Annotated in this window: 21 protein-coding genes and 1 riboswitch; of the genes, 7 read left to right on the forward strand and 14 right to left on the reverse strand. The window is 38.2% G+C overall.

Annotated elements, in window-relative coordinates:
• Positions 1-276 precede the first annotated feature (276 nt).
• Together rplS and ACYVFA_RS01190 are read right to left on the reverse strand one after the other, a co-directional pair.
• Positions 277-630 (reverse strand): 50S ribosomal protein L19, encoded by a 354-nt coding sequence (rplS, locus tag ACYVFA_RS01185; RefSeq protein ID WP_460469955.1) that lies wholly within the window; start codon positions 628-630, stop codon positions 277-279.
• Between the two features lie 257 nt (positions 631-887).
• Positions 888-1,937: a VOC family protein gene (locus tag ACYVFA_RS01190; protein WP_460469956.1), complete on the reverse strand. Its 1,050-nt coding sequence runs from the start codon at positions 1,935-1,937 to the stop codon at positions 888-890.
• A gap of 208 nt (positions 1,938-2,145) precedes the next feature.
• Between ACYVFA_RS01190 and ACYVFA_RS01195 the strand changes: the two genes are divergently transcribed.
• A complete protein-coding gene (locus ACYVFA_RS01195; RefSeq protein ID WP_460469957.1) occupies positions 2,146-3,663 on the forward strand; it encodes a bifunctional ADP-dependent NAD(P)H-hydrate dehydratase/NAD(P)H-hydrate epimerase in 1,518 nt (505 codons plus the stop codon).
• Between the two features lie 146 nt (positions 3,664-3,809).
• Here ACYVFA_RS01195 and tenA read toward each other — a convergent pair whose 3' ends face one another.
• From tenA to ACYVFA_RS01220, 5 genes are all read right to left on the reverse strand, one after another.
• Entirely contained in the window at positions 3,810-4,460 is a 651-nt protein-coding gene (gene tenA / locus ACYVFA_RS01200; protein ID WP_460469958.1) for a TenA family protein, read from the reverse strand.
• A complete protein-coding gene (gene thiD / locus ACYVFA_RS01205; RefSeq protein ID WP_460469959.1) occupies positions 4,447-5,283 on the reverse strand; it encodes a bifunctional hydroxymethylpyrimidine kinase/phosphomethylpyrimidine kinase in 837 nt (278 codons plus the stop codon). The genes tenA and thiD overlap by 14 nt, the downstream gene beginning before the upstream one ends.
• Positions 5,280-5,915, reverse strand: a complete 636-nt coding sequence (gene thiE, locus ACYVFA_RS01210) for a thiamine phosphate synthase (protein WP_460469960.1) — start codon at positions 5,913-5,915, stop codon at positions 5,280-5,282. Before thiE ends, thiD begins: the two co-directional genes overlap by 4 nt.
• Position 5,916: 1 nt before the next feature.
• Entirely contained in the window at positions 5,917-6,708 is a 792-nt protein-coding gene (gene thiM, locus ACYVFA_RS01215; protein ID WP_460469961.1) for a hydroxyethylthiazole kinase, read from the reverse strand.
• A 75-nt stretch (positions 6,709-6,783) separates the two neighbouring features.
• Positions 6,784-6,876, reverse strand: a riboswitch (TPP riboswitch).
• A gap of 76 nt (positions 6,877-6,952) precedes the next feature.
• Complete coding sequence (locus ACYVFA_RS01220) at positions 6,953-8,197, reverse strand: OmpA family protein (RefSeq protein ID WP_460469962.1); 1,245 nt, start codon at positions 8,195-8,197, stop codon at positions 6,953-6,955.
• A gap of 209 nt (positions 8,198-8,406) precedes the next feature.
• Between ACYVFA_RS01220 and ACYVFA_RS01225 the strand changes: the two genes are divergently transcribed.
• Both ACYVFA_RS01225 and ACYVFA_RS01230 read left to right on the forward strand, forming a co-directional pair.
• Positions 8,407-8,898 carry a peptide deformylase gene (locus ACYVFA_RS01225; RefSeq protein ID WP_460469963.1) on the forward strand — a complete coding sequence of 164 codons (492 nt, stop codon included), beginning with the start codon at positions 8,407-8,409 and terminating at the stop codon, positions 8,896-8,898.
• Positions 8,899-8,981: 83 nt separating this feature from the next.
• The gene (locus ACYVFA_RS01230; RefSeq protein WP_460469964.1) at positions 8,982-9,161 is read left to right on the forward strand and encodes a hypothetical protein; all 180 of its coding nucleotides are present in this window, start codon (positions 8,982-8,984) and stop codon (positions 9,159-9,161) included.
• Between the two features lie 108 nt (positions 9,162-9,269).
• Here ACYVFA_RS01230 and ACYVFA_RS01235 read toward each other — a convergent pair whose 3' ends face one another.
• The 7 genes from ACYVFA_RS01235 to ACYVFA_RS01265 form a co-directional block, all read right to left on the reverse strand.
• Positions 9,270-10,172, reverse strand: coding sequence for a flavin reductase family protein (locus ACYVFA_RS01235; RefSeq protein ID WP_460469965.1), 903 nt, complete (start codon positions 10,170-10,172; stop codon positions 9,270-9,272).
• Positions 10,173-10,183: 11 nt separating this feature from the next.
• Positions 10,184-11,350, reverse strand: a complete 1,167-nt coding sequence (locus tag ACYVFA_RS01240; RefSeq protein ID WP_460469966.1) for a cation:proton antiporter domain-containing protein — start codon at positions 11,348-11,350, stop codon at positions 10,184-10,186.
• Positions 11,351-11,410: 60 nt separating this feature from the next.
• Complete coding sequence (gene fahA / locus ACYVFA_RS01245; RefSeq protein ID WP_460469967.1) at positions 11,411-12,637, reverse strand: fumarylacetoacetase; 1,227 nt, start codon at positions 12,635-12,637, stop codon at positions 11,411-11,413.
• A gap of 40 nt (positions 12,638-12,677) precedes the next feature.
• On the reverse strand, positions 12,678-13,109 hold the full coding sequence (locus ACYVFA_RS01250) for a MarR family winged helix-turn-helix transcriptional regulator (protein WP_460469968.1): 432 nt from the start codon (positions 13,107-13,109) through the stop codon (positions 12,678-12,680).
• 93 nt (positions 13,110-13,202) lie between these two features.
• Entirely contained in the window at positions 13,203-13,934 is a 732-nt protein-coding gene (gene phhA, locus ACYVFA_RS01255; protein ID WP_460470192.1) for a phenylalanine 4-monooxygenase, read from the reverse strand.
• Positions 13,935-13,950: 16 nt separating this feature from the next.
• Positions 13,951-15,081: a 4-hydroxyphenylpyruvate dioxygenase gene (gene hppD / locus ACYVFA_RS01260; RefSeq protein WP_460469969.1), complete on the reverse strand. Its 1,131-nt coding sequence runs from the start codon at positions 15,079-15,081 to the stop codon at positions 13,951-13,953.
• A 27-nt stretch (positions 15,082-15,108) separates the two neighbouring features.
• On the reverse strand, positions 15,109-16,269 hold the full coding sequence (locus ACYVFA_RS01265) for a homogentisate 1,2-dioxygenase (RefSeq protein ID WP_460469970.1): 1,161 nt from the start codon (positions 16,267-16,269) through the stop codon (positions 15,109-15,111).
• Between the two features lie 289 nt (positions 16,270-16,558).
• On the opposite strand from ACYVFA_RS01265, the gene ACYVFA_RS01270 reads away from it, so the two are divergent.
• From ACYVFA_RS01270 to ACYVFA_RS01285, 4 genes are all read left to right on the forward strand, one after another.
• Positions 16,559-16,804 (forward strand): hypothetical protein, encoded by a 246-nt coding sequence (locus ACYVFA_RS01270; RefSeq protein WP_460469971.1) that lies wholly within the window; start codon positions 16,559-16,561, stop codon positions 16,802-16,804.
• Positions 16,805-16,816: 12 nt separating this feature from the next.
• Entirely contained in the window at positions 16,817-17,428 is a 612-nt protein-coding gene (locus ACYVFA_RS01275) for a class I SAM-dependent methyltransferase (RefSeq protein WP_460469972.1), read from the forward strand.
• Positions 17,429-17,572: 144 nt separating this feature from the next.
• Positions 17,573-18,349 carry a diaminopimelate epimerase gene (gene dapF, locus ACYVFA_RS01280; protein ID WP_460469973.1) on the forward strand — a complete coding sequence of 259 codons (777 nt, stop codon included), beginning with the start codon at positions 17,573-17,575 and terminating at the stop codon, positions 18,347-18,349.
• A 161-nt stretch (positions 18,350-18,510) separates the two neighbouring features.
• Complete coding sequence (locus tag ACYVFA_RS01285; RefSeq protein WP_460469974.1) at positions 18,511-19,458, forward strand: DUF2167 domain-containing protein; 948 nt, start codon at positions 18,511-18,513, stop codon at positions 19,456-19,458.
• Positions 19,459-19,611: the final 153 nt, after the last annotated feature.

Raw genomic sequence — 19,611 nt, forward strand, 5'->3', positions numbered from 1 at the left:
TTTCTTCCTCTTCAGGCTAGCTAAGATTTATGCTTAGTCCCCAACTTTTTCGCTTGAGCCGATAAGATTAAAATATGATCTGTTTATAAACCTCTTCTTTCAATAAGAAGGGGTTTATTTTTTGCCATAAAGCAACTAAATTCTCAACTGCTATAAACAAAAAAAGCCGCTTCAAAGAAGCGACCTTTTCCCATACAAAATTATGAAAAAGCTATTACTTTTATCTTTAGACATCTAAAACCCTAAATAGTTTAACTATCGCCGGATTGATGTACATTATTTCTTTAATTCTTTGATACGGGCGGCTTTACCTTGTTTTCCACGTAGGTAGAACAATCTCGCGCGACGTACTTTACCATGACGAACAACCTCGATTTTATCAATGCTTGGTGACAAAATAGGGAAAATTCTCTCAACACCTACGCCGTTTGAAATTTTACGAACGGTAAAACTCTCACCATTTGTACCAGCGTTACGACGCTGAATAACTGTACCAGTGTAAACCTGAATACGTTCTTTGTTACCTTCTTTAATTTTAACGTGAACGTTTACGGTATCACCTGCTTTGAATTCCGGTTGACTTTCTCTTTTGCCAGTAAATTCTGACTCAACCAATTTAATCAAATCCATTGTCTTTGTTATTTACTTGATTATTAATTTAATCGTTTAGTGAAGCGGCTGAATCGTACAAATCCAGCATTCTCCTAATCGGAGTGCAAAATTAATAATTCTAACTGTAAAATCCAAAAAACGTCTGGATTTTTCATTTGTTGTATTTCTAGGTGCTAATATATAAAAAAAATTTACTTGGGTAAAATTTGATTGAAAAAAATTTCAGAAAATTTTCAATTTCGTATAAAAATATTCGTTACCCCCGCTAAACCCGTTTAATCCTCTGCTTTTACCTTTCCCCAACCCATAGTAGCTACCATCCAGTTTGGTAAAGGTTTCTGCGTTTTTCTTTTTTTCAAATCAAGATACCAGCCTATTTTTTTCAATATCGGCACTTTATGCGTTTCAACGAACTCTATCAGCGTACCATCAGGGTCTTCTATATAAGTAAATCTCCCTCCGGCCTCGCCCATATCGAAAGTATCACTACTATCGACTGTAAAAGGAAAACCATTTTTTTGGCAAAGTTGTTTCAATTTATCCATATTTAATGTGTCGAAACATAAATGGATAAATCCCAAATCACCCCAACTGCGACCTGCAAACAGTTTTCTTGGCTTGGCATCAGTCTCTAAATTCTGAACTAACTCAATTTCTACATTGCCCAATAAGCGGCTGAATGCCCCGTTTTCATTCATGGCTTTGCGCAGCAATACTCTTCTGAATTTCACATCACCTTTGCCTAAAGCAGCAAAATCTTCAAACTTCCCGCTTTTGTCATAAGCGATCTCACTGATAGCTAAAGTATCCTTATAAAGCTTTAAGGCTTTATCAATATCACTCACACCGATAATCACACCCACTACCCCACCAGTCAGGCTTCCATTAGGCTTAAACCACGAATTGTCTGACACTATCTGCAATTGATTACCATAAGGATCTTTCAACCAGCTATGGCTTTTATTTTCGGGCGAATTCTCTACTTTTACATTCTGCTTCTCAGCAAATTGCTTTACATCTAAAGATTTAATTTTAAGCGCAAAGATGCCATAATCACCTAATTCAGGTGAAAAGTCAGGAGCTAAAGGTTCAGGGCGATTCGATTGCCAGATTTCTGCACCACCACCACCGGCCATGTTCAAGGCCAGAATCGCACGGCGCTGTCTGACAACACCATTGGTATGTGGGGTCATGAGTTTGGCTTCTGCCACATCATCAAAAAGCGGAACATTCAGTCCCAATACTTTATTATACCAATTGAAGGCCTTCGCTGCATCTCTTACGCCTATCCCCACCTGCTGAATGCCACTAATAAATTCTGACATGATTTTAATAATTTAGTGATTGAGTGAATGAGTGATTGAGTGAATGAGTGATTAAATTTTTATTTTAAATCTCTCTTATAATAAAAGTACAAGTTTTCCAAAAAACAATTTGTTAAGAAACCGTGTAATTTATTTGTGAATTTTGTAAATTAATATAATCACTAATTCACTCAATCACTCATTCACTAAATTATTTAATGCAAAATTGATGAAAATTTTATTAACAAGAAAGCAGACCGAGGAAGGTAATTATATATCTGAGATAAAAGAAGCAGATGAATATACTATTGCGCATGAACCCATCGCTTCAATTGATTTAATGGAACGTGCTTCCAGGGCATTTATCAGTAATTTCATTCAGCACTTTCCGGTTGCTTATAAAAAAATAATTGTCCTATGTGGCTTTGGTGATAATGGAGGAGATGGCCTGGCAATTGCCCGAATGTTATATGCTTCAGGTTATGAAGTGGCTGTGTTTGTGATCAATTATTCGGCTAAACAGTCTGCTAATTTTCAGATAAATCTTGAACGATTAAGAAATAAGATTGAGCCGGAATGGATTAATGATGTCAATGAAATACCTGAATTCAAGAAAAATGATTTAGTAATTGATGCCATATTAGGAGCAGGTCTTTCGCGTCCAATAGAAGGATTAATAAAATCGGTAGTTGAAAAACTGAATGAATCTACAACTGAGATTGTCGCAGTTGATATTCCGACAGGCTTATTTGCAGATTCTTTAAATACCAAGAATGATGTAATCATAAAAGCTACTCACACGATTACATTTCAAACACCCAAATTAGCTTTTGTCCTTCCACAAAATGCTGAATTTGTAGGTGATTGGACAATAGTGAATATTGGCCTTCATGAAGATTTTATTGATACTGTTAAAAGCCAATATTTTTATACAGATAGTGAAACAGCGAAAGCCCTCATAAAACCCCGTGCCAAATTTGCTAATAAAGGCAATTTCGGTCATGCCTTGATGATGGCAGGTAATTATGGAATGGTTGGCGCGGCTGTGATGTCTACCAAAGCCTGTTTACGGTCTGGTGTGGGTAAGGTAACCGTTTATGCGCCAAAATGTGGTTATGAGATTCTCCAGACTTCTATTCCGGAAGCCATGTGTTTGCCGAATAAGAGTGAGGATTTATTAGAGGAATTACCTGGTTTGGAAAACTACCAAGCTATAGGAATTGGTTGCGGTATAGGCACGAAACCAGAAACTGTTTCATTGGTTGAACAAGTGTTGAAAAATGTAAAAGTACCCATTGTCATAGATGCAGATGCCTTGAATATTATTGCCGCTGACAATGAACGCTTAAAAACGATACCAGAAGGAGCAATACTCACTCCACATCCGAAAGAATTTCAGCGCCTGATTGGGAAGAAATGGGAGAATGATTATGAAAAACTAGAGATTCTCAGACAATTTACAAATAAATATCAATGTATTGTCTGTTTGAAAGGAGCATTTACGGCAGTTGCTTTACCAGATGGAACCATTCATTTTAATTCTACCGGCAATGCGGGTATGGCCAAAGGTGGCAGTGGAGATATACTTACGGGTATGATTCTGGCGCTCCTGGCTCAGGGATATTCCCCGGAAGAAGCAGCTATTTTAGGAGTCTACGAACATGGACTAGCCGGAGACCGTGCCGCTCAACTCAAAGGTATGACCGCCATGATTGCTACCGATATAATTGATAGTATTCGGTTTTGAGGATTTTATTTGGTTTTAGAAATAAGGGTTCTTTTAAATTTATATCTAGACATTGCATAGATGTGTAGATATTTTGGCTAAAGCCAATCAGGTTAGATTCTTTTGTTACCTCCAGCTCAAGCTGGAGGCAATTGATTAACAAACAATTATTTCCACCGACGATTAACATAAGCAGCCTCCCAGAAATCGTATTCCAGACGTGATGACATAATAAACGCCTCTATCATTTTGTCCTGTATCGCAAGGGTGGTTTGTGTGGCATTGGTATCACAGATATTAATTGCTGATTTTACTGCAATGCCAAATTCTTCTCCGGCATAGGTATCAATCCATTTCTGGTACGGATTATTATCACCTGTCTGATGCTGATAAATATAGTCGCCAACAGCCTTATAAATCCAGAAACAAGGGAGAACAGCTGCCATGCCTACCTCAACAGCTTCTAAAGCCGAAGTGCTTCTCAAAAAATGAGCATAATGATGGCAAGCCGGCTGAATTCTATCTCTATCAACGATGCTAAAGTCCTTAAAGTAGGATTCATGTAAGGCATTCTCTACAATAATGGTAGTTTCAGCGAAACGAAAGAAAGCCAGCATATCAGAGATATGAGTGGCTCTTGCGCCTATAATAGCCAAAGCCCGACCGAAATGTTCGAGATAGATGGAATCCTGCATGAGATAATATTGAAATTTCTCCAGGGGTAATGTACCATCAATCAACTCCTGAATAAAAGGCATTTGCAGAATGGATTCATAAATAGGCTCAATGCTTAGCCAGGCTTGTTCAGACCATTTCATTTTTAATCAATTTTTGAGGGTTGAAGAAGTGATTCAAAGGGCCATTGCCTTTACCAATTGCCACATCTGCTCCTTGTTTGATGGCTTCATGTACATAGGTTTGTCCAAGAGAAACAGCTTGTTGTAAAGTTTTATTTTGTGCGATATAAGCAGCAATGGCTGACGATAACGTACAACCCGAACCATGCGTATTATTTGTAGAGAATTTTTCGAATTCAAAAGAATGTACCTCACCGTGAACATCAAAATACAAGGAAGTAATCAACGACGAGTCCAGATGCCCACCTTTTAATAAAACCGATTGACAACCTAAAGCCAGAATCTTCTCGCCAGCAAGATACATATCATCCAGTGTCCTGACAGGTATCTGGGCTAGAATAGCCGCTTCATCCATATTAGGGGTAATGACTGATGCTATCGGAAATAATTCATCAATGATAGTCTGTATCGTGGACTCTTCTATCAGTTTATGTCCACTGGTAGCAACCATTACAGGGTCAAAAACAATAGGTGTGGCTGGATATTTTTTAAGCGTGGAAACAATGGCCTTTACCAGTTCAGAAGTATGTACCATGCCTATTTTGATTGCATCAGGAAATATATCATCCAGAATAGCTTCTATCTGCTCTGTTACGGCCTGATATGGGATAGGATAAATACTTTGTACGCCTTGCGTATTTTGCACAGGCAAAGCGGTAAGAACAGAGGTAGCAAAACAACCTAAAGCCGAGAAAGTTTTAATATCGGCCTGAATCCCTGCGCCACCACTTCCATCAAAACCGGCAATGGTCAGGACAGATGGATATGTATATTTTTTATTCATTTGAGCATTTCATTTTTAAGTTCATAAGCTGCTTTCTCAGGGTTTTCGGCTGAACAAATAGCAGAAACCACTGCAATACAATCTGCTCCGGCTTTGATTACATCACTCGCATTAGTTTTATTCATATTACCAATGGCAATCAGCGGCTTATCTGTGAGGCTTCTGATGAGCTTGATACCTTCTAAACCCCATTCGGTTACGGTATCCGTTTTTGTGGCTGTAGCAAAAACGGGACTAATTCCCAGATGGTTGGCTGTTGCAGCTTCAGCATTATCCAATTGACTTAGGTATTCAATAGAATAACCGATTTGTAGTTTTTCACCCCATCTGGAGCGAATTTCCGTTGGAGGAGTATCATTATTGCCCACATGAATACCAAATGCCTCCACAGCATTGGCAACTTCAAGATTATCGTTAATAATCAAAGGGACATTATATCTATCGGTGATTTCTTTTAACTGTAAAGCTCTTTCCTGAAAAACAGCAGTATCCAGGTTTTTCTCACGCATCTGTACTATCTCTACACCTCCGGCAATTGCCTGCTCAGCTACTTTCAGAAAACTACGGCCTTTGCAGGCCTCTTCTGAAATAACCAGATATAGTTGATAAGGAAATAATGGGTGCTTAGCCATTTCAGGAGATTTTCAAGGTTGATTCAAACTCTTCCTTGGTGATATTGTGCAGTTTATCCAACAATTGCATTTGTAAACTTCCAGGTCCTGCGCTTTGTTTGGCAGCTAATTCTCCGGCAATACTAAATAATGCCATTGCCGCTACAACTGCCTCCGCTTTATTATCAATGGCCGCTATAAACGCGCCGATAACAGCCGTAGACGAACAACCTAAGCCTGTAACTTTTGTCATGAGAGCATCTCCATTATCCAGATAAACGAGCGTATCTTTACCCACTATAATATCTGTTTTGCCTGAAATACATACTAATGTATCATATTCATCAGCTATTAGTTTAGCAGAAACAATAGCTTCATTGCTTTCGGCGGTACTATCAACACCCTTGGTTGGGGTGGTATTGTCTTTCGCCAATGCCATTATCTCAGAAGCATTCCCCCTGATTACAGTTGGTTTATACCCTAACAAAGCACTGATAGTTTGATTTCGATAGTTAGTTGCTCCTGCACCAACAGGGTCAAGTATCCAGGGCTTAGTCATTTGATGCGCCTTTTCTGAAGCTAACAGCATCGATTTAACCCAATATTCATCGAGCGTACCAATATTAACTACTAACGACTGGCAAATACTTGTCATATCCTGTACCTCAGAATGAGCATGAGCCATAATAGGAGATGCTCCAACGGCCAATAGGGCATTGGCGGTATTATTCATGACCACGAAATTAGTAATATTGTGCACCAATGGAGATTGTGTGCGGACAGTTTCAATGTGTTTCCAGAGATTTTTTTCCATTGTTTTTAAATTTAAATACAATGGCTAAAGAAGATTTCTTTGAAATAAAAGAGGATAATATGCAATGCGCGATGCGCCCTATTATTCGCTTTTCCCTACGTCGGTATCAACCGTATCAGGTTCAAAGGGACTCTCTCAATTCTTTTCAGAATACCCCTAAAGCCGAGGCAAAGGTATACTGAAAAGAATTAATAGTCAAGAAAATTAAAACTACGTAGTAAGATTGCTATCGGTTAGATGAGCATCATGGGTTTACAATCACAAACTCTACTCTCCTATTCAGTTTTTTACCATCTTCGGTATTGTTATCAGCAATTGGCTTACTATCACCATAACCCTTAAACTGAATACGCTTGCCATTGATGCCTTTTTTGATAAGGTATTCACGCACATTAAAGGCTCGCTCTAAGGATAAGCGTTTATTTTGCTCAGAGTCTCCGATATTATCTGTATGTCCTTCAATAATAATCTTCATCGATGGGCTGGTTTTCATCATTTTCAATAAACCATCTAATTGTTCAGACGACTCTGGCAATAACCCTGATTCACCAATATTAAAATAGACCTTATCCAGCCTGAATTTATTTTCTTCTACTTTCACAGGGGCAGTTTCTTCTTTAGGAGTGATAACACCAGTAGAATCAATCGTTGGGAGTTCTTTCTTAGGTTCCTCTTTTTGAACTGGCTTAGGGTTAGCTTTCTGAATAACAGGATTCAGATAGATATTCTGAGTAAACTGCTGGTTGCGTTTAATTTTTGATAAATCCAGGCTGGCTTGCTCTGAATGGTAACCTTTGGCTGTTGCAGTAAATGTATACGCATCAGGAGTCAACTCAAAAGAGAAATCTCCCAAAGCAGATACTAATACTGAGCCGGTTTTGGCTGCGTTTTTATCAAATTCATATACTACCTTGCCTGAAACAGGTTTCTGAGTTTTCGCATCCAGTATTTTTCCTTTTACTATCAGGGTTACTGGTCCAATCGGAGCCTGAGGAGTTTTTCTCAATGGATTTTTGATATGAACTCCATAAAAATTCCAGAATTGCAGGGTTTGTTCCGGTGAGTTTTTCCCCTCAATCAGATTGAAAAGTTCAATACCCGGGTCTAATCTTTCATAATAAACCGTAAATCGATACACTTGCCCTGGTGAAACAGGCTTAGAATCGGGCAATTCGGGGATTCCGGTTGATTTGATATATTTGAACCGTTTACCATTGCCATTGAGATAACTTTTCGGATTGATAGAAATCGTTGCAGTTGAGGTCTGTTGCTTTTGATTAGGCAAAGGAATAGGGAAATTATAATTCTGACTTCTACGATTGGTATAATGGTAAGTGAAAGAAATAATGGTAAATTCGTCACGAAGTTCTACTTTTTCAATGTCGGTATCATAGGTTACCTGATCATCAATTTCGGGCGTATGCGTGATAGTCTGACCAAAACTCTGTATGGCGCAAAAGAAGAGTATTAACTGGAATATTCTTTTCATGGGTGTAAAATTTATTGCACAGACTTTAACGAAACAGGTTCTATAATTAGTTTAACACAAAAACATCCTATTTGTTAAAATCAGTTTCGGATATATTACGAAACATAGCCGAAAATTATTATATATCTTTCAGATTAGAGATTTTGCTGATATTTTTTTATTGAACATATTATGCAATAATTCTGAAATCCTATTTTATCAAAGAAATTATGAAGCACTTAGAAGATTTAGTTTTATTAGGTGATCCAAGACTATATGAGGTTTGTGAGCCTGTCACACAAGAAGAATTACCACAGGTAAAAGAGTGGGTAAGCAATTTACACCATGTGATGGAAGAAATACGGACAAAATACAAATTTGGCAGAGGCATAGCCGCGCCACAATTAGGTATTATGAAACGCCTGATTTATGTAAATATTGACCATCCCGTGGTAATTATCAATCCTGTCTTTGAAAATCTGAGCGAAGAAATGTTTGAGCTTTGGGATGATTGCATGAGTTTCCCGAATCTGCTTGTTAAGGTACAAAGGCATAAATCATTAGTCATGAAATATTTAGATGAGAACTGGCAAGAACAAAGCTGGAATGCGGAAGACGCCTTATCTGAATTATTACAACATGAATATGACCATCTGAATGGGGTGCTATGTACAATGCGAGCCATAGATTCAGCTTCGTTCAGATGGAGACCTACGCCATAATTACCATTTAATCAATTTAAGAGTCGACTGGCACAGTTTTTTAATGGTTACTCATACATAATTCACTAAAACTTTTAACAGCCATGAAATTGATAAATTATTTATTAGTCATCTGCTTCGTATTGATTATTTCTTCATGTGAAGCCATTGCAGGCATTTTTAAAGCAGGTTTTAATACCGGAATTGTTGTTGTATTAATTGTGATTGTATTGATTATTGTAGGTTTGTTTAAAATGTTCGGCGGAGGAGGAAATAAAGGCTGAAACATTTAATCGCTACTTGATTTAAACTATCCTTATAGATTTTAGCCCCATTCTTTGAATCGTCAAATTTGCTGATTTAAGGAGTGGGGTTTTCTTTGTCTCATACTTTTACCCTTCTTTCAAAAAATCCGGCTGGCCTTGCAAGAGTACCAGCCATGCTTCTTTCACCTTATTTTGTGCCAGCAACCTTTGTGCTTCATCATGTAGTAGATTATCCAGATAAGCACAGCCATTAATGGCCTGGTCAAAAATATCTTTCATCAAAGGAGTCTGGCGGAATGCTAAGACTTCTTCCTTCGTTGGTACTATTTCAATATTCCCCAATTGCCCTAAATGATTGCCTGTAAGAATTTTAGATAATCTTATACTCTCAGGAATAGCATCATAGCCTATGCCGATTTTTGTATTCGGTTTTTCTACTTCAAACATCGCTCCTTCGCTGATATGGGCATACCAGTCTGCACCCATCCGTGCTACCCAATCTGTTTTGCGTTGGTCTATCTTCCCATTTTCGCCAATAATATTTTCAGAAAAATGCGCTAGTAATATCTGGCATATATAGAGGTTCATTGTGCCAATCTCTCGCACTTCCAATACTTTACATTCAAATTGCGCAGGTGATTCCTTTACTCTTGGAGGTGTAACCAATACAGAAGGCTCAGGTGTAAAGCCAGATTTAACGAATTCATTGATACCTCGGGGGAACTCCACACTTGCAAGTGACATCTGGTGGACCATCGCATAATCTACCATATTAATCACCACCTCATGCACTTCGCTGATATTAAGTGTCGTATCTTTTTTTGACCCATCTCTACCTCTGTTATTTGGCGCAAACACTAACAAAGGCGGATTAATACCCATAATATTAAAAAAACTGAAAGGGCTCAGATTTACATTCCCTTGTTTATCAATACTGCTTACAAAGGCAATAGGGCGTGGTGCAACAGTTCCGGTCAGGTAACTATAAAAAACTCTTGAATCTAAATCTTTAGGATTAAGCGTAAGCATATGAATATAAATTAAACAGTCTTTTTATTTCGAATCAAACCAAACATCATCACGAATGCCGTCAGGAATATAACCTGAGTAAGCAAGCCTTTATTAATTTCAAGAATCTGATTGGTTTCCGGTATTGCCAGGAATAATAAGATCGTAATGAGTCCTCTGGGGGCAATATATAATAATGGCTCTGTTTTAATTTTTAACAAAGCGAAAATTAGGTAACGGCCCGCAAAAATGAAAAGCAGAATCAGCAAGGCATTCACAAAATCAGGTAGGCTCAACAAAGCATTAAGGTCGGTATAGTAGCCGAACATAATAAAAAAGAATGACCGTATGACAAAAGTTACTTCGGCAATCAGATGCTCAAATGAATTCACTTCTGCTTTAATCGTTTCAGAGTTTATCCATTTTTTTACAAACTCAAATTTAATCAGATGCACATTGTTCAGAAAAAGGCCAAAAATCAGAATGAGCATTAAAGATGGCAGATGGTATATTTTGGTCAACGCATACAATAATATCAGAATCGTAACTATTGGAATGTATTTGATATGATGATTCAATTTGCTAATCATGCTTCCCAGACCAATACTAGCCACAATTGATAAAGCTATGATAATAATAATATCGAATAGGAAAGAAGTAAAAGTACTGAGGCCAAACGAGCTATGCAATACCAGAAAATTAAAGAAAACAATACCAAGAATATCTGACATCGAACTCTCATAAATCACAAATTCCCGATTATGGGCTGTCAGATTTTTTACGCTTGGAATAGCAATTGCACTGCTGATAATACCTAAGGGTATGGCATTAATCAGACAACTGAGATATGGTTTATGGGTCAGATAATATAGTCCGGTTGCCAGAAGAACACTGAACAAAGCTAGGCCCAGCAAAGCACTCTTTACGGTAGAAACAAATAGTTTTCTTTTTTGCACCTCAATCTCTAATTCCAGAGACCCCTCTAATACAATAAGAATCAAGCCAACTGTACCTATCACAGGCAAGTAAGGTTCGAGATTTGGAATACGGAAATTGAGGTAATTTGTGATAAATTTGGCAAGAATGCCCACTGATAATAATAGAACAACACCTGGGATTCTGGATTTTTTAGCAGAAATGTCAAACAAATAAGCAATTAATATCAGGGAGCAGATGATTATTATAATCGTGTTAGTCATGGGTAATGGTGTTTAGCAATTCTGTTGACGTTTGTTAATGCGTGGTAAATTACAAAAAAATCAACGACTTGCTACAATCTTGCCACTTACTTCACCAAATCCCACTTTAATACCATCTTTTTCACAAGAACCTTTAATAGTCAATGTATCACCATCTTCTAAAAAGGCTCTTTGCAGGTCATTATCCAAAGCTATTGGTTGTTTTCCTCCTAAACTTAGCTCTAATAAACAACCATTACTATTGGGCAGAGGACCACTTATAGTACCCGAAGCTAATAGGTCTCCTATTTTCAGATTACAACCATTGATGGTATGATGTGCTATCTGTTGTGCCAGATTCCAGTACATATACTTAAAATTGGTACGGGAAATTGTATAATCTTGCCCGTTCTCAGGGGCTATACTCACATCTAAAGCAATATCAAAATTCTTTTTCCCTCCAAAGGCTAAATATGGCAAAGGTAGCGGATCTTGTTGAGGAGTTTCAGTTCTGAAACATTCCAAAGCTTCTAAAGTGACTACCCATGGAGAAATAGAAGACGCAAAGTTTTTACCCAGAAAAGGGCCTAATGGCTGGTATTCCCATCGTTGAATATCTCTTGCTGACCAGTCATTAAATAGTACTAAACCAAATACATATTCTTCTGCCTCAGTAGTACTGATGCTATCACCCAAAACGGAGTTTTTACCGATAATCGCACCGATTTCCACTTCAAAATCCATTTCTTTCGTAGCAGAAAAGATAGGTACTGAGCTATCAACAGGTTTTACCTGCCCTTTGGGGCGAATAATGGGGGTTCCTGAAACCACAATTGAACTTGCCCGACCGTGATAAGCAATAGGAATATGTTTCCAGTTTGCTACCAAGGGATTATCAGGGCGAAACATTTTGCCGACATTCGTGGCATGTTCGAGACTGGAATAAAAATCAGTATAATCACCTACCCTGACGGGTAAGTGCATTTTTACTTTTTCAACAGGATGAAAAGCCTGATTAAAATATCGTTTGAGCGGAGATTTTTCTTGCGTCAGCCATCCCTGCAATTGAAGCCTGATAGCCTTTGTTTTATTCTTACCCAAAGCAATAAAAGTGTTCAGGTAAGCCTGATTGCATACATTACGAGGCACCACTAGCAGGCCAACCTTACGTAATTGCTCGAGTTCTATCACATAATCACCTATGCGAACCCCTACTCTTGGAGAGTTTTTACCTACACTAAATATTCCAAAGGGAAGATTATGAATAGAAAAATCTGAGTCTACAGGAATATTCAGCCAAGGGTTCATTATACTTTGCAATAAATTAAAAATAGTAAACAGAAAGGCACTAACTCACATTCTTATGAATGGTATTCATGATGCGAACCAGCTCATCATAATCAATATCAGTCAATCCATCCCACGATTTTCTTCTGATTTCGCCAATCACTTCCAATGCTTTGATGTGTAGTTCATCACCCTCTTCTGTCAGGTATATATTAAATTTTCTTCTATCATCGTCGGCCATCTGGCGTCTGACGAGCTTTTTCTCAACCAATAAGTCCAGAATACGGGTTACAGTCGGGGCATCTTTGGCAGTATCTACTGCTAAATCATTCTGACTGATACCAGGTTTGGGTTTAATGTGGTCGAGCACCACCCATTGGTCAACAGTCAGGTCAATTCCATTATCAGTCAGCCCTTTCTGCATAAAACTACGAATACGCTTGATGGTCGTATCAATTTTAAAAAAGTAAGAGCGTTGGTCAGAGTGCGTCATCGTTTGTTGTCGGTCAATCCTTTTGTAAGCAAATATTTTGTTATAATGCTCCCAGGCGATAAAATATTTTACAAAAGTAGAAAAAACCGTCAATTATTGACATACTAATAATTGTTGCTCTAAAACTTTTTCAAATTCGGGCAATGAATGAAATAATTGCTCATAAGATTCTATGATGAAATATTTTTTCTGATATTCATCAATTTTCACTTCTGTTGCAATGATTTCTTCCATATTGTAAGGCACTCTTTCAGGTATATCACTATGGAGGCTGTACTCACTTTCCCCACTTGAAGATAGGATACCACCACCATAAATCTTCACCTGATTATCTTCTCTTACCAATCCAAACTCCACTGTATACCAATAGAGTCTTTGCATCATTTTAATCGCCACTTCGTCATCAATATATTTCAAAGAAATCTTACTGAATTCCGCCAGAAAATCGCAAAATGCTTTATTTGTCAATAAAGGTACGTGGCCGAAAGTATCATGAAACATATCCGGTTCTTCCAGATATTCCAGTTGGTCCTTGCGTCTCAACCAGGTGGAAGCCGGGAACTGTTTGGCTGCCATCAGTTCAAAGAATTCTTTGATAGGCACTAAACCTGGCACACCAATCACCGACCAGCCTGTTAAAGCCTGTAATTTGGGATTGAGTTTTTTTTCAAAATCCGGTATATGGCTAGCGGTAAAACCAGCTTTATCAATGCCCTCTAAATAATCTCTGCTTGCCAGTGTGGGCAATTTATCTAATTGTCTTTCAAACAGCAGACGCCACACTTCATGGTCGTCAGCCGTATAAATCGAATATGCTTGATTCATCATTTTTAATGGTTTATCACAAAGTGCCTCTCAACACCTGCTCTCTCTCAATGGCTTCAAAAAGTGCTTTAAAGTTTCCTTTACCAAAAGATTTAGCTCCTTTTCTTTGAATAATCTCAAAAAACATGGTAGGGCGCGGCTCAACAGGTTTGCTGAAAATCTGCAAGAGATAGCCCTCATCATCCCTATCTACCAGAATGCCTAATGATTGTAATTGCTCTATTTCTTCATCAATATCTCCGATGCGTCCTTTTAGTTCTTCATAATAGCTATCAGGTACGCGCAAAAACTCCACTCCTCTTTCAAGCAAGTGGGTTACGGTTGTAATAATATCATCGGTTGCTACGGCTAAATGCTGCACACCTGCGCCTTCATAAAAATCAAGGTATTCTTCTACCTGCGATTTCTTTTTCCCCTCAGCAGGTTCGTTAATTGGGAATTTAATTCTGCCATTCCCATTTGACATTACCTTACTCATAAGCGCAGTATAATCTGTCGAAATATCTTTATCATCAAAACTGACCAATTGGTTGAATCCCATCACTTTGCAATAGAAATTTACCCATTCGTTCATTTCATTCCAGCCTACATTTCCTACCATGTGGTCAACATATTTCAGACCAACAGGAGATGGATGATAAGCCGGTGTCCAGGCACGGAAATTCGGCAAAAATACCCCATTGTATTGGCTTCTCTCTACGAAAATATGAACGGTATCGCCATATGTATGAATGCCCGAACGAACAACAGTGCCATATTCATCCTTTTCCTCCACAGGTTCCATATAAGGTTTTGCTCCTCGTGAGATCGTTTCATAAAAAGCATCGCGGGCATCATCCACCCACAAAGCCACTACTTTTACCCCATCGCCATGGGTGTCTATATGCTTGCCTATTTCTGTACCACCATGTAGCGGAGAAGTAAGTACCAAGCGGATTTTACCTTGTTGTAACACATAACTTTCACGGTCTTTCAGACCAGTTTCCAGGCCTGCATAAGCTATGGGCTGAAATCCAAAAGCCGATTGATAATAATGGGCGGCTTGTTTGCAATTACCTACATAGAGTTCGAGGTAATCTGTTCCATTAATAGGCAGAAAATCAGTATTTTCTACCTTGTCGATCATAGTTGATTGTTGATGAAGCATAATTGTATGTGTTTCTGGTGGAATTGATTAATCTATCCAGCTATGGAAATATTTACCGTCGTCCAGTTTTAAGGCTTCCTCTGTCAGCATCAGCGGTCTGAAAGTATCTACCATGACGGCTAGCTCCTGTGTTTCTTTTTTACCAATACTACGTTCCATTGCTCCCGGTGCTGGCCCATGTGGAATACCGCCAGGGTGTAAGGTAATATGCCCCTGAGCAATGTCATTCCGGCTCATAAAATCACCATCTACATAATAAATTACTTCGTCTGAATCTATATTGGAGTGATTGTATGGTGCCGGAACCGCTTTTGGGTGATAGTCAAACAACCTTGGGCAGAAAGAACAAACCACAAACGCATCGGTCTGGAATGTCTGATGCACTGGCGGAGGTTGATGAACCCGACCGGTGATTGGCTCGAAATTATGTATCGAGAACCCCCATGGATAATTGTATCCATCAAAACCCACAACATCGAAAGGATGATATTGATAAACCAGACTATGCAGTTGGTTTTGTTTCTTTATTTTGATGATGAATTCACCTTTCTGGTCATGCGTTTCAAGATTTTCAGGCAGCTTATAATCACGCTCACAATAAGGTGAGTGTTCTTGTAATTGCCCAAAATAATTACGGTATCGCTTAGGCGTATAAATGGGTGAATACGATTCTACATAGAAAAGACGGTTTTCAGACGTATCAAAATCTATCTGATAAATCATTCCGCGAGGAATAATCAGGTAATCGCCATATTCGAAAGAAATATTCCCCAGTTGTGTCCGCAGCGTACCCGAGCCTCTATGAATAAACAGCAGTTCGTCTGAGTCTGCATTTTTATAAAAATAATCTCTGAGTGATTTTTGAGGAGCAGCCAGACCAATGATACAATCTTTATTAACTAAAAGCGGTACCCGGCTCTCTAAAAAATCTTCTTTGGGTTGAACATTAAACCCAATCAGCTTACGCATCATTAACTGATGTGTCTCAGCTATTTTAGGGCTCACATCTTTGCTATCCAGTATTTGCATAACCTGTGTAGGCCGATGTATATGATACATTAGCGAAGCCATTCCATCAAAACCGATGGTTCCGAAAAGCTGTTCGTAGTACAGCCCACTCCCATCCGGTTTTTCAAATTGTGTATGGCGTTTAGCAGGTATTTTTCCTAGTTTATGATAGATAGGCATATATTTGCTATAACAATTATTGCTATGCAAATTAAAATAAATTATTTGTCATGACAAATAATTTAGCAATATTTTTTTACTGAATAGGATTTAACATATATAATCGATAAATATTGGCCACCGGGCATCCCAATACTATTCATTGCATGATTATTTATTGCTAAAAACTTATTATTGCAACAATGTTGCAATAATAAGTTTAAGTATTAACTTTGCGAAAAGGTTTGTAGGTATGATAAGAAAAGCCTCCCAAACCTAAATGAACAATTCTCATTTGAATACCATAAACATGATAGAAGTTTTTATCACCAGTATCAGCAATCGGATTCAAGCTGAATCTGTATTAAAAAGCCTTACAGGCCAATTTCCAAGGCTAAAGTTCAATTTTGATTTAGATAATTCAGAAGCGCCTTTTCCGTGCGGACATAGCATATTAAGAGCAGAAGGTGCAATGATTGATACAGAAAGCATCATCTCAGTACTCAATAAATCAGGTTACAAGTGTGAGATTTTAGAAGATAAGGTATGTATTTAAGCAAACAATACAATGGCAGAGTTCTGGGAAACTAATTTTATTGAAAAGCAGGAAATGTGGGGTTTAGAACCCGCTAAATCTGCGGTGCTAACCAAAGACTTTTTCTTTGAAAAATCTATAAGAAACATGCTTATTCCCGGGATTGGGTATGGAAGGAATGCGCAGGTTTTCAGAGATAATGGCATCACTGTAACTGGTATCGAGATATCTCAAACGGCTATCGAACTGGCAAGGAAACATTATGGCCCGGATATGACTATCTATCATGGTTCTGTAACGGATATGCCATTTGATAGTGTCCCATACGATGGAATATTTTGTTATGGACTGATTCACCTGCTGGATAGTAATGAAAGAAAAGGGCTTATTCGTGATTGTTATCACCAATTACCGGAAGGTGGCTATATGATTTTCACTGCTATCTCTAAAGAAGCGCATACTTATGGCAAAGGTAAATTTATCAGCAAAGATCGGTATGAGATACATGAAGGAGTAAAAATGTTTTTTTATGACCGGGAGTCCATACAGGAAGAGTTCGGAGCTTTTGGGCTGTTTGAAGTCATGGAAATTGAAGAGAATTTCCCGTTCTTTTTAATCAAATGCAAAAAGTCAGCACTTCTTTAATCAATTTGTTTGTAAACAAACCCCATCATTACTAAAGATTATCTTTGATTTATTGGTATCTGAGCATTTACTAAGAATATCTGATACTTAAACAGAAAATTTCTCAGAAAAGAATTAAGTTTGAGTCGAATTTGTTGAAGCATTATGAACGACCAAAAATATACCGGAAACTTTTATAAATACCAGAGCACAGGCAACGACTTTGTGATGATTGATAACCGTGATGGACAATTTCCTGTGGACCAGCCTTATATTGAACACCTTTGTCACCGCCGTTTCGGAATTGGGGCAGATGGATTAATTTTACTACAAAACGACCCTGATTACGATTTCAGAATGGTCTATTTCAATGCCGATGGACATGAGGGTAGTATGTGCGGAAATGGAGGCAGAAGTACCGTTCGTTTTGCGGAAGACTTAGGCATTTTTAGTGGTAATACAAAATTCATTGCGGTTGACGGTGAGCATGACGCTTCTGCCAGTTCGGATGTTGTCTCTTTAAAGATGGGCGAAGTTCATAGCCTGGAACAGCATGAGGCATATGATTTTATGAATACTGGTTCACCTCATTATGTAACTTATGTATCTGATATTAAAAACGTGGATGTTTTTAATGAAGGCAGAAAAATAAGATACGCTGATGAATGGGTAAAACGAGGAGGCACGAATGTAAATTTTGTAGAAATACTCGACAACGAGACCATCTATGTGCGTACCTATGAAAGAGGGGTTGAAGACGAAACCTATTCATGTGGCACAGGTGTAACTGCCAGCGCATTATCAGCATATTTAAGACATAGTATGCAAAGCCCTGTGAAAATCATTACAAATGGAGGTAATTTGCAGGTTTCATTTGATAAGGATTTTCAGAATGTGCACCTGATTGGCCCGGCAGTTCGGGTTTTTGATGGGAAATTATAAATTCTTTAGTTGAATATAAAAAGCGCTGATTTCAGTAGTTTTACTGTTATCAGCGCTTTTTTCATTAAATACCTCTATTGAATAAATCTGGCAGCGTTTTTTGGTTTATTGCAAGGAATTGCGTTAATTACCATTTCTAAACACTAAAACTTAAGTTTGCAATGACTAAATTTTTCACTCTCGTTGCTGTACTATTTATTGTACACGCAAACGCTGTTTTTGCCCAAAAAGATAAAGAATCTGAAGCTCCAATTGATTCATCTTTCCTCAAAATTATCAACGTCATGAAAAGCCTCAAATACGAGCCTTCGGGCAAAGTAATTGATTTGGGAGGCATGGGCAAAATGACTGTTCCAAAAGGCTTTAAATATCTGAATGGAGCACTAAGTAAGCAGGTATTGGAAGATGTCTGGGGAAATCCACCATCAGAAGCACCATTGGGTATGTTGTTTCTGGAAAACAGTTCTCCATTAGATTCAGTTAGCAGTTGGGCATTTATCATTCAGTATGACCCCATCGGATACGTTAAAGATGCCGATGCAGATGATGTAGATTATAAAGAACTGCTTGAACAAATGCAGAAGGAAACTGAAGAGGCAAATGTTGAACGCAAAAAACTGGGATACGGAACTGTAAGCCTGGTTGGTTGGGCTTCTACACCATTTTACGATAAAACCCGTAAAACATTACATTGGGCTAAAAACCTGAAATTTACGGGTCAGGCCAATAATACGCTGAACTATGATGTTAGAGTTTTGGGAAGAAAGGGCTTATTCTCATTGAATGCAGTTGGAAATATGGAAGAACTATCTCAGATTAAACCTAGAATCAATGAAGTAATAGCTTCTATAGCGTTTTCGGAAGGCAACCGCTACGAAGATTTTGACTCTAACCTTGATGAGGTGGCCGCCGTGGGTATCGGTGGACTTGTAGCCGGAAAAGTGCTCGCTAAAGTTGGTTTCTTTGCCTTATTAGCCAAATTCTGGAAAGTGATTATCGGAGCTTTGATTGTAGGTGGAGGTGCTATCAGGAAATTCTTTACTGGTAAAAAAGAAGATAATACTTATAAAGATACGGCATCATCGGAACCTGAAAACCCTTCTACTTAGGCTTAAGAATATTCATATTAGCTTAATCAAATAGCTTTAAACCACCTATTTTCAGGAGAAAGGTATCCAGAACATAGGTGGTTTTATACATTAAGATAACCTGATTCTGAATTTTAGCAATACAGTTATTTAGGTTTTCTCAAATTATTAATA

Source organism: Emticicia fontis (genome assembly GCF_054779675.1).

What these genes read in the sequence shown, in the direction of transcription:
- rplS (WP_460469955.1), bottom strand. Translation starts at nt 630, where the DNA reads ATGGATTTGATTAAATTGGTTGAGTCAGAATTTACTGGCAAAAGAGAA.
- ACYVFA_RS01190 (WP_460469956.1), bottom strand. Translation starts at nt 1,937, where the DNA reads ATGTCAGAATTTATTAGTGGCATTCAGCAGGTGGGGATAGGCGTAAGA.
- ACYVFA_RS01195 (WP_460469957.1), top strand. Translation starts at nt 2,146, where the DNA reads ATGAAAATTTTATTAACAAGAAAGCAGACCGAGGAAGGTAATTATATA.
- tenA (WP_460469958.1), bottom strand. Translation starts at nt 4,460, where the DNA reads ATGAAATGGTCTGAACAAGCCTGGCTAAGCATTGAGCCTATTTATGAA.
- thiD (WP_460469959.1), bottom strand. Translation starts at nt 5,283, where the DNA reads ATGAATAAAAAATATACATATCCATCTGTCCTGACCATTGCCGGTTTT.
- thiE (WP_460469960.1), bottom strand. Translation starts at nt 5,915, where the DNA reads ATGGCTAAGCACCCATTATTTCCTTATCAACTATATCTGGTTATTTCA.
- thiM (WP_460469961.1), bottom strand. Translation starts at nt 6,708, where the DNA reads ATGGAAAAAAATCTCTGGAAACACATTGAAACTGTCCGCACACAATCT.
- ACYVFA_RS01220 (WP_460469962.1), bottom strand. Translation starts at nt 8,197, where the DNA reads ATGAAAAGAATATTCCAGTTAATACTCTTCTTTTGCGCCATACAGAGT.
- ACYVFA_RS01225 (WP_460469963.1), top strand. Translation starts at nt 8,407, where the DNA reads ATGAAGCACTTAGAAGATTTAGTTTTATTAGGTGATCCAAGACTATAT.
- ACYVFA_RS01230 (WP_460469964.1), top strand. Translation starts at nt 8,982, where the DNA reads ATGAAATTGATAAATTATTTATTAGTCATCTGCTTCGTATTGATTATT.
- ACYVFA_RS01235 (WP_460469965.1), bottom strand. Translation starts at nt 10,172, where the DNA reads ATGCTTACGCTTAATCCTAAAGATTTAGATTCAAGAGTTTTTTATAGT.
- ACYVFA_RS01240 (WP_460469966.1), bottom strand. Translation starts at nt 11,350, where the DNA reads ATGACTAACACGATTATAATAATCATCTGCTCCCTGATATTAATTGCT.
- fahA (WP_460469967.1), bottom strand. Translation starts at nt 12,637, where the DNA reads ATGAACCCTTGGCTGAATATTCCTGTAGACTCAGATTTTTCTATTCAT.
- ACYVFA_RS01250 (WP_460469968.1), bottom strand. Translation starts at nt 13,109, where the DNA reads ATGACGCACTCTGACCAACGCTCTTACTTTTTTAAAATTGATACGACC.
- phhA (WP_460470192.1), bottom strand. Translation starts at nt 13,934, where the DNA reads ATGAATCAAGCATATTCGATTTATACGGCTGACGACCATGAAGTGTGG.
- hppD (WP_460469969.1), bottom strand. Translation starts at nt 15,081, where the DNA reads ATGCTTCATCAACAATCAACTATGATCGACAAGGTAGAAAATACTGAT.
- ACYVFA_RS01265 (WP_460469970.1), bottom strand. Translation starts at nt 16,269, where the DNA reads ATGCCTATCTATCATAAACTAGGAAAAATACCTGCTAAACGCCATACA.
- ACYVFA_RS01270 (WP_460469971.1), top strand. Translation starts at nt 16,559, where the DNA reads ATGATAGAAGTTTTTATCACCAGTATCAGCAATCGGATTCAAGCTGAA.
- ACYVFA_RS01275 (WP_460469972.1), top strand. Translation starts at nt 16,817, where the DNA reads ATGGCAGAGTTCTGGGAAACTAATTTTATTGAAAAGCAGGAAATGTGG.
- dapF (WP_460469973.1), top strand. Translation starts at nt 17,573, where the DNA reads ATGAACGACCAAAAATATACCGGAAACTTTTATAAATACCAGAGCACA.
- ACYVFA_RS01285 (WP_460469974.1), top strand. Translation starts at nt 18,511, where the DNA reads ATGACTAAATTTTTCACTCTCGTTGCTGTACTATTTATTGTACACGCA.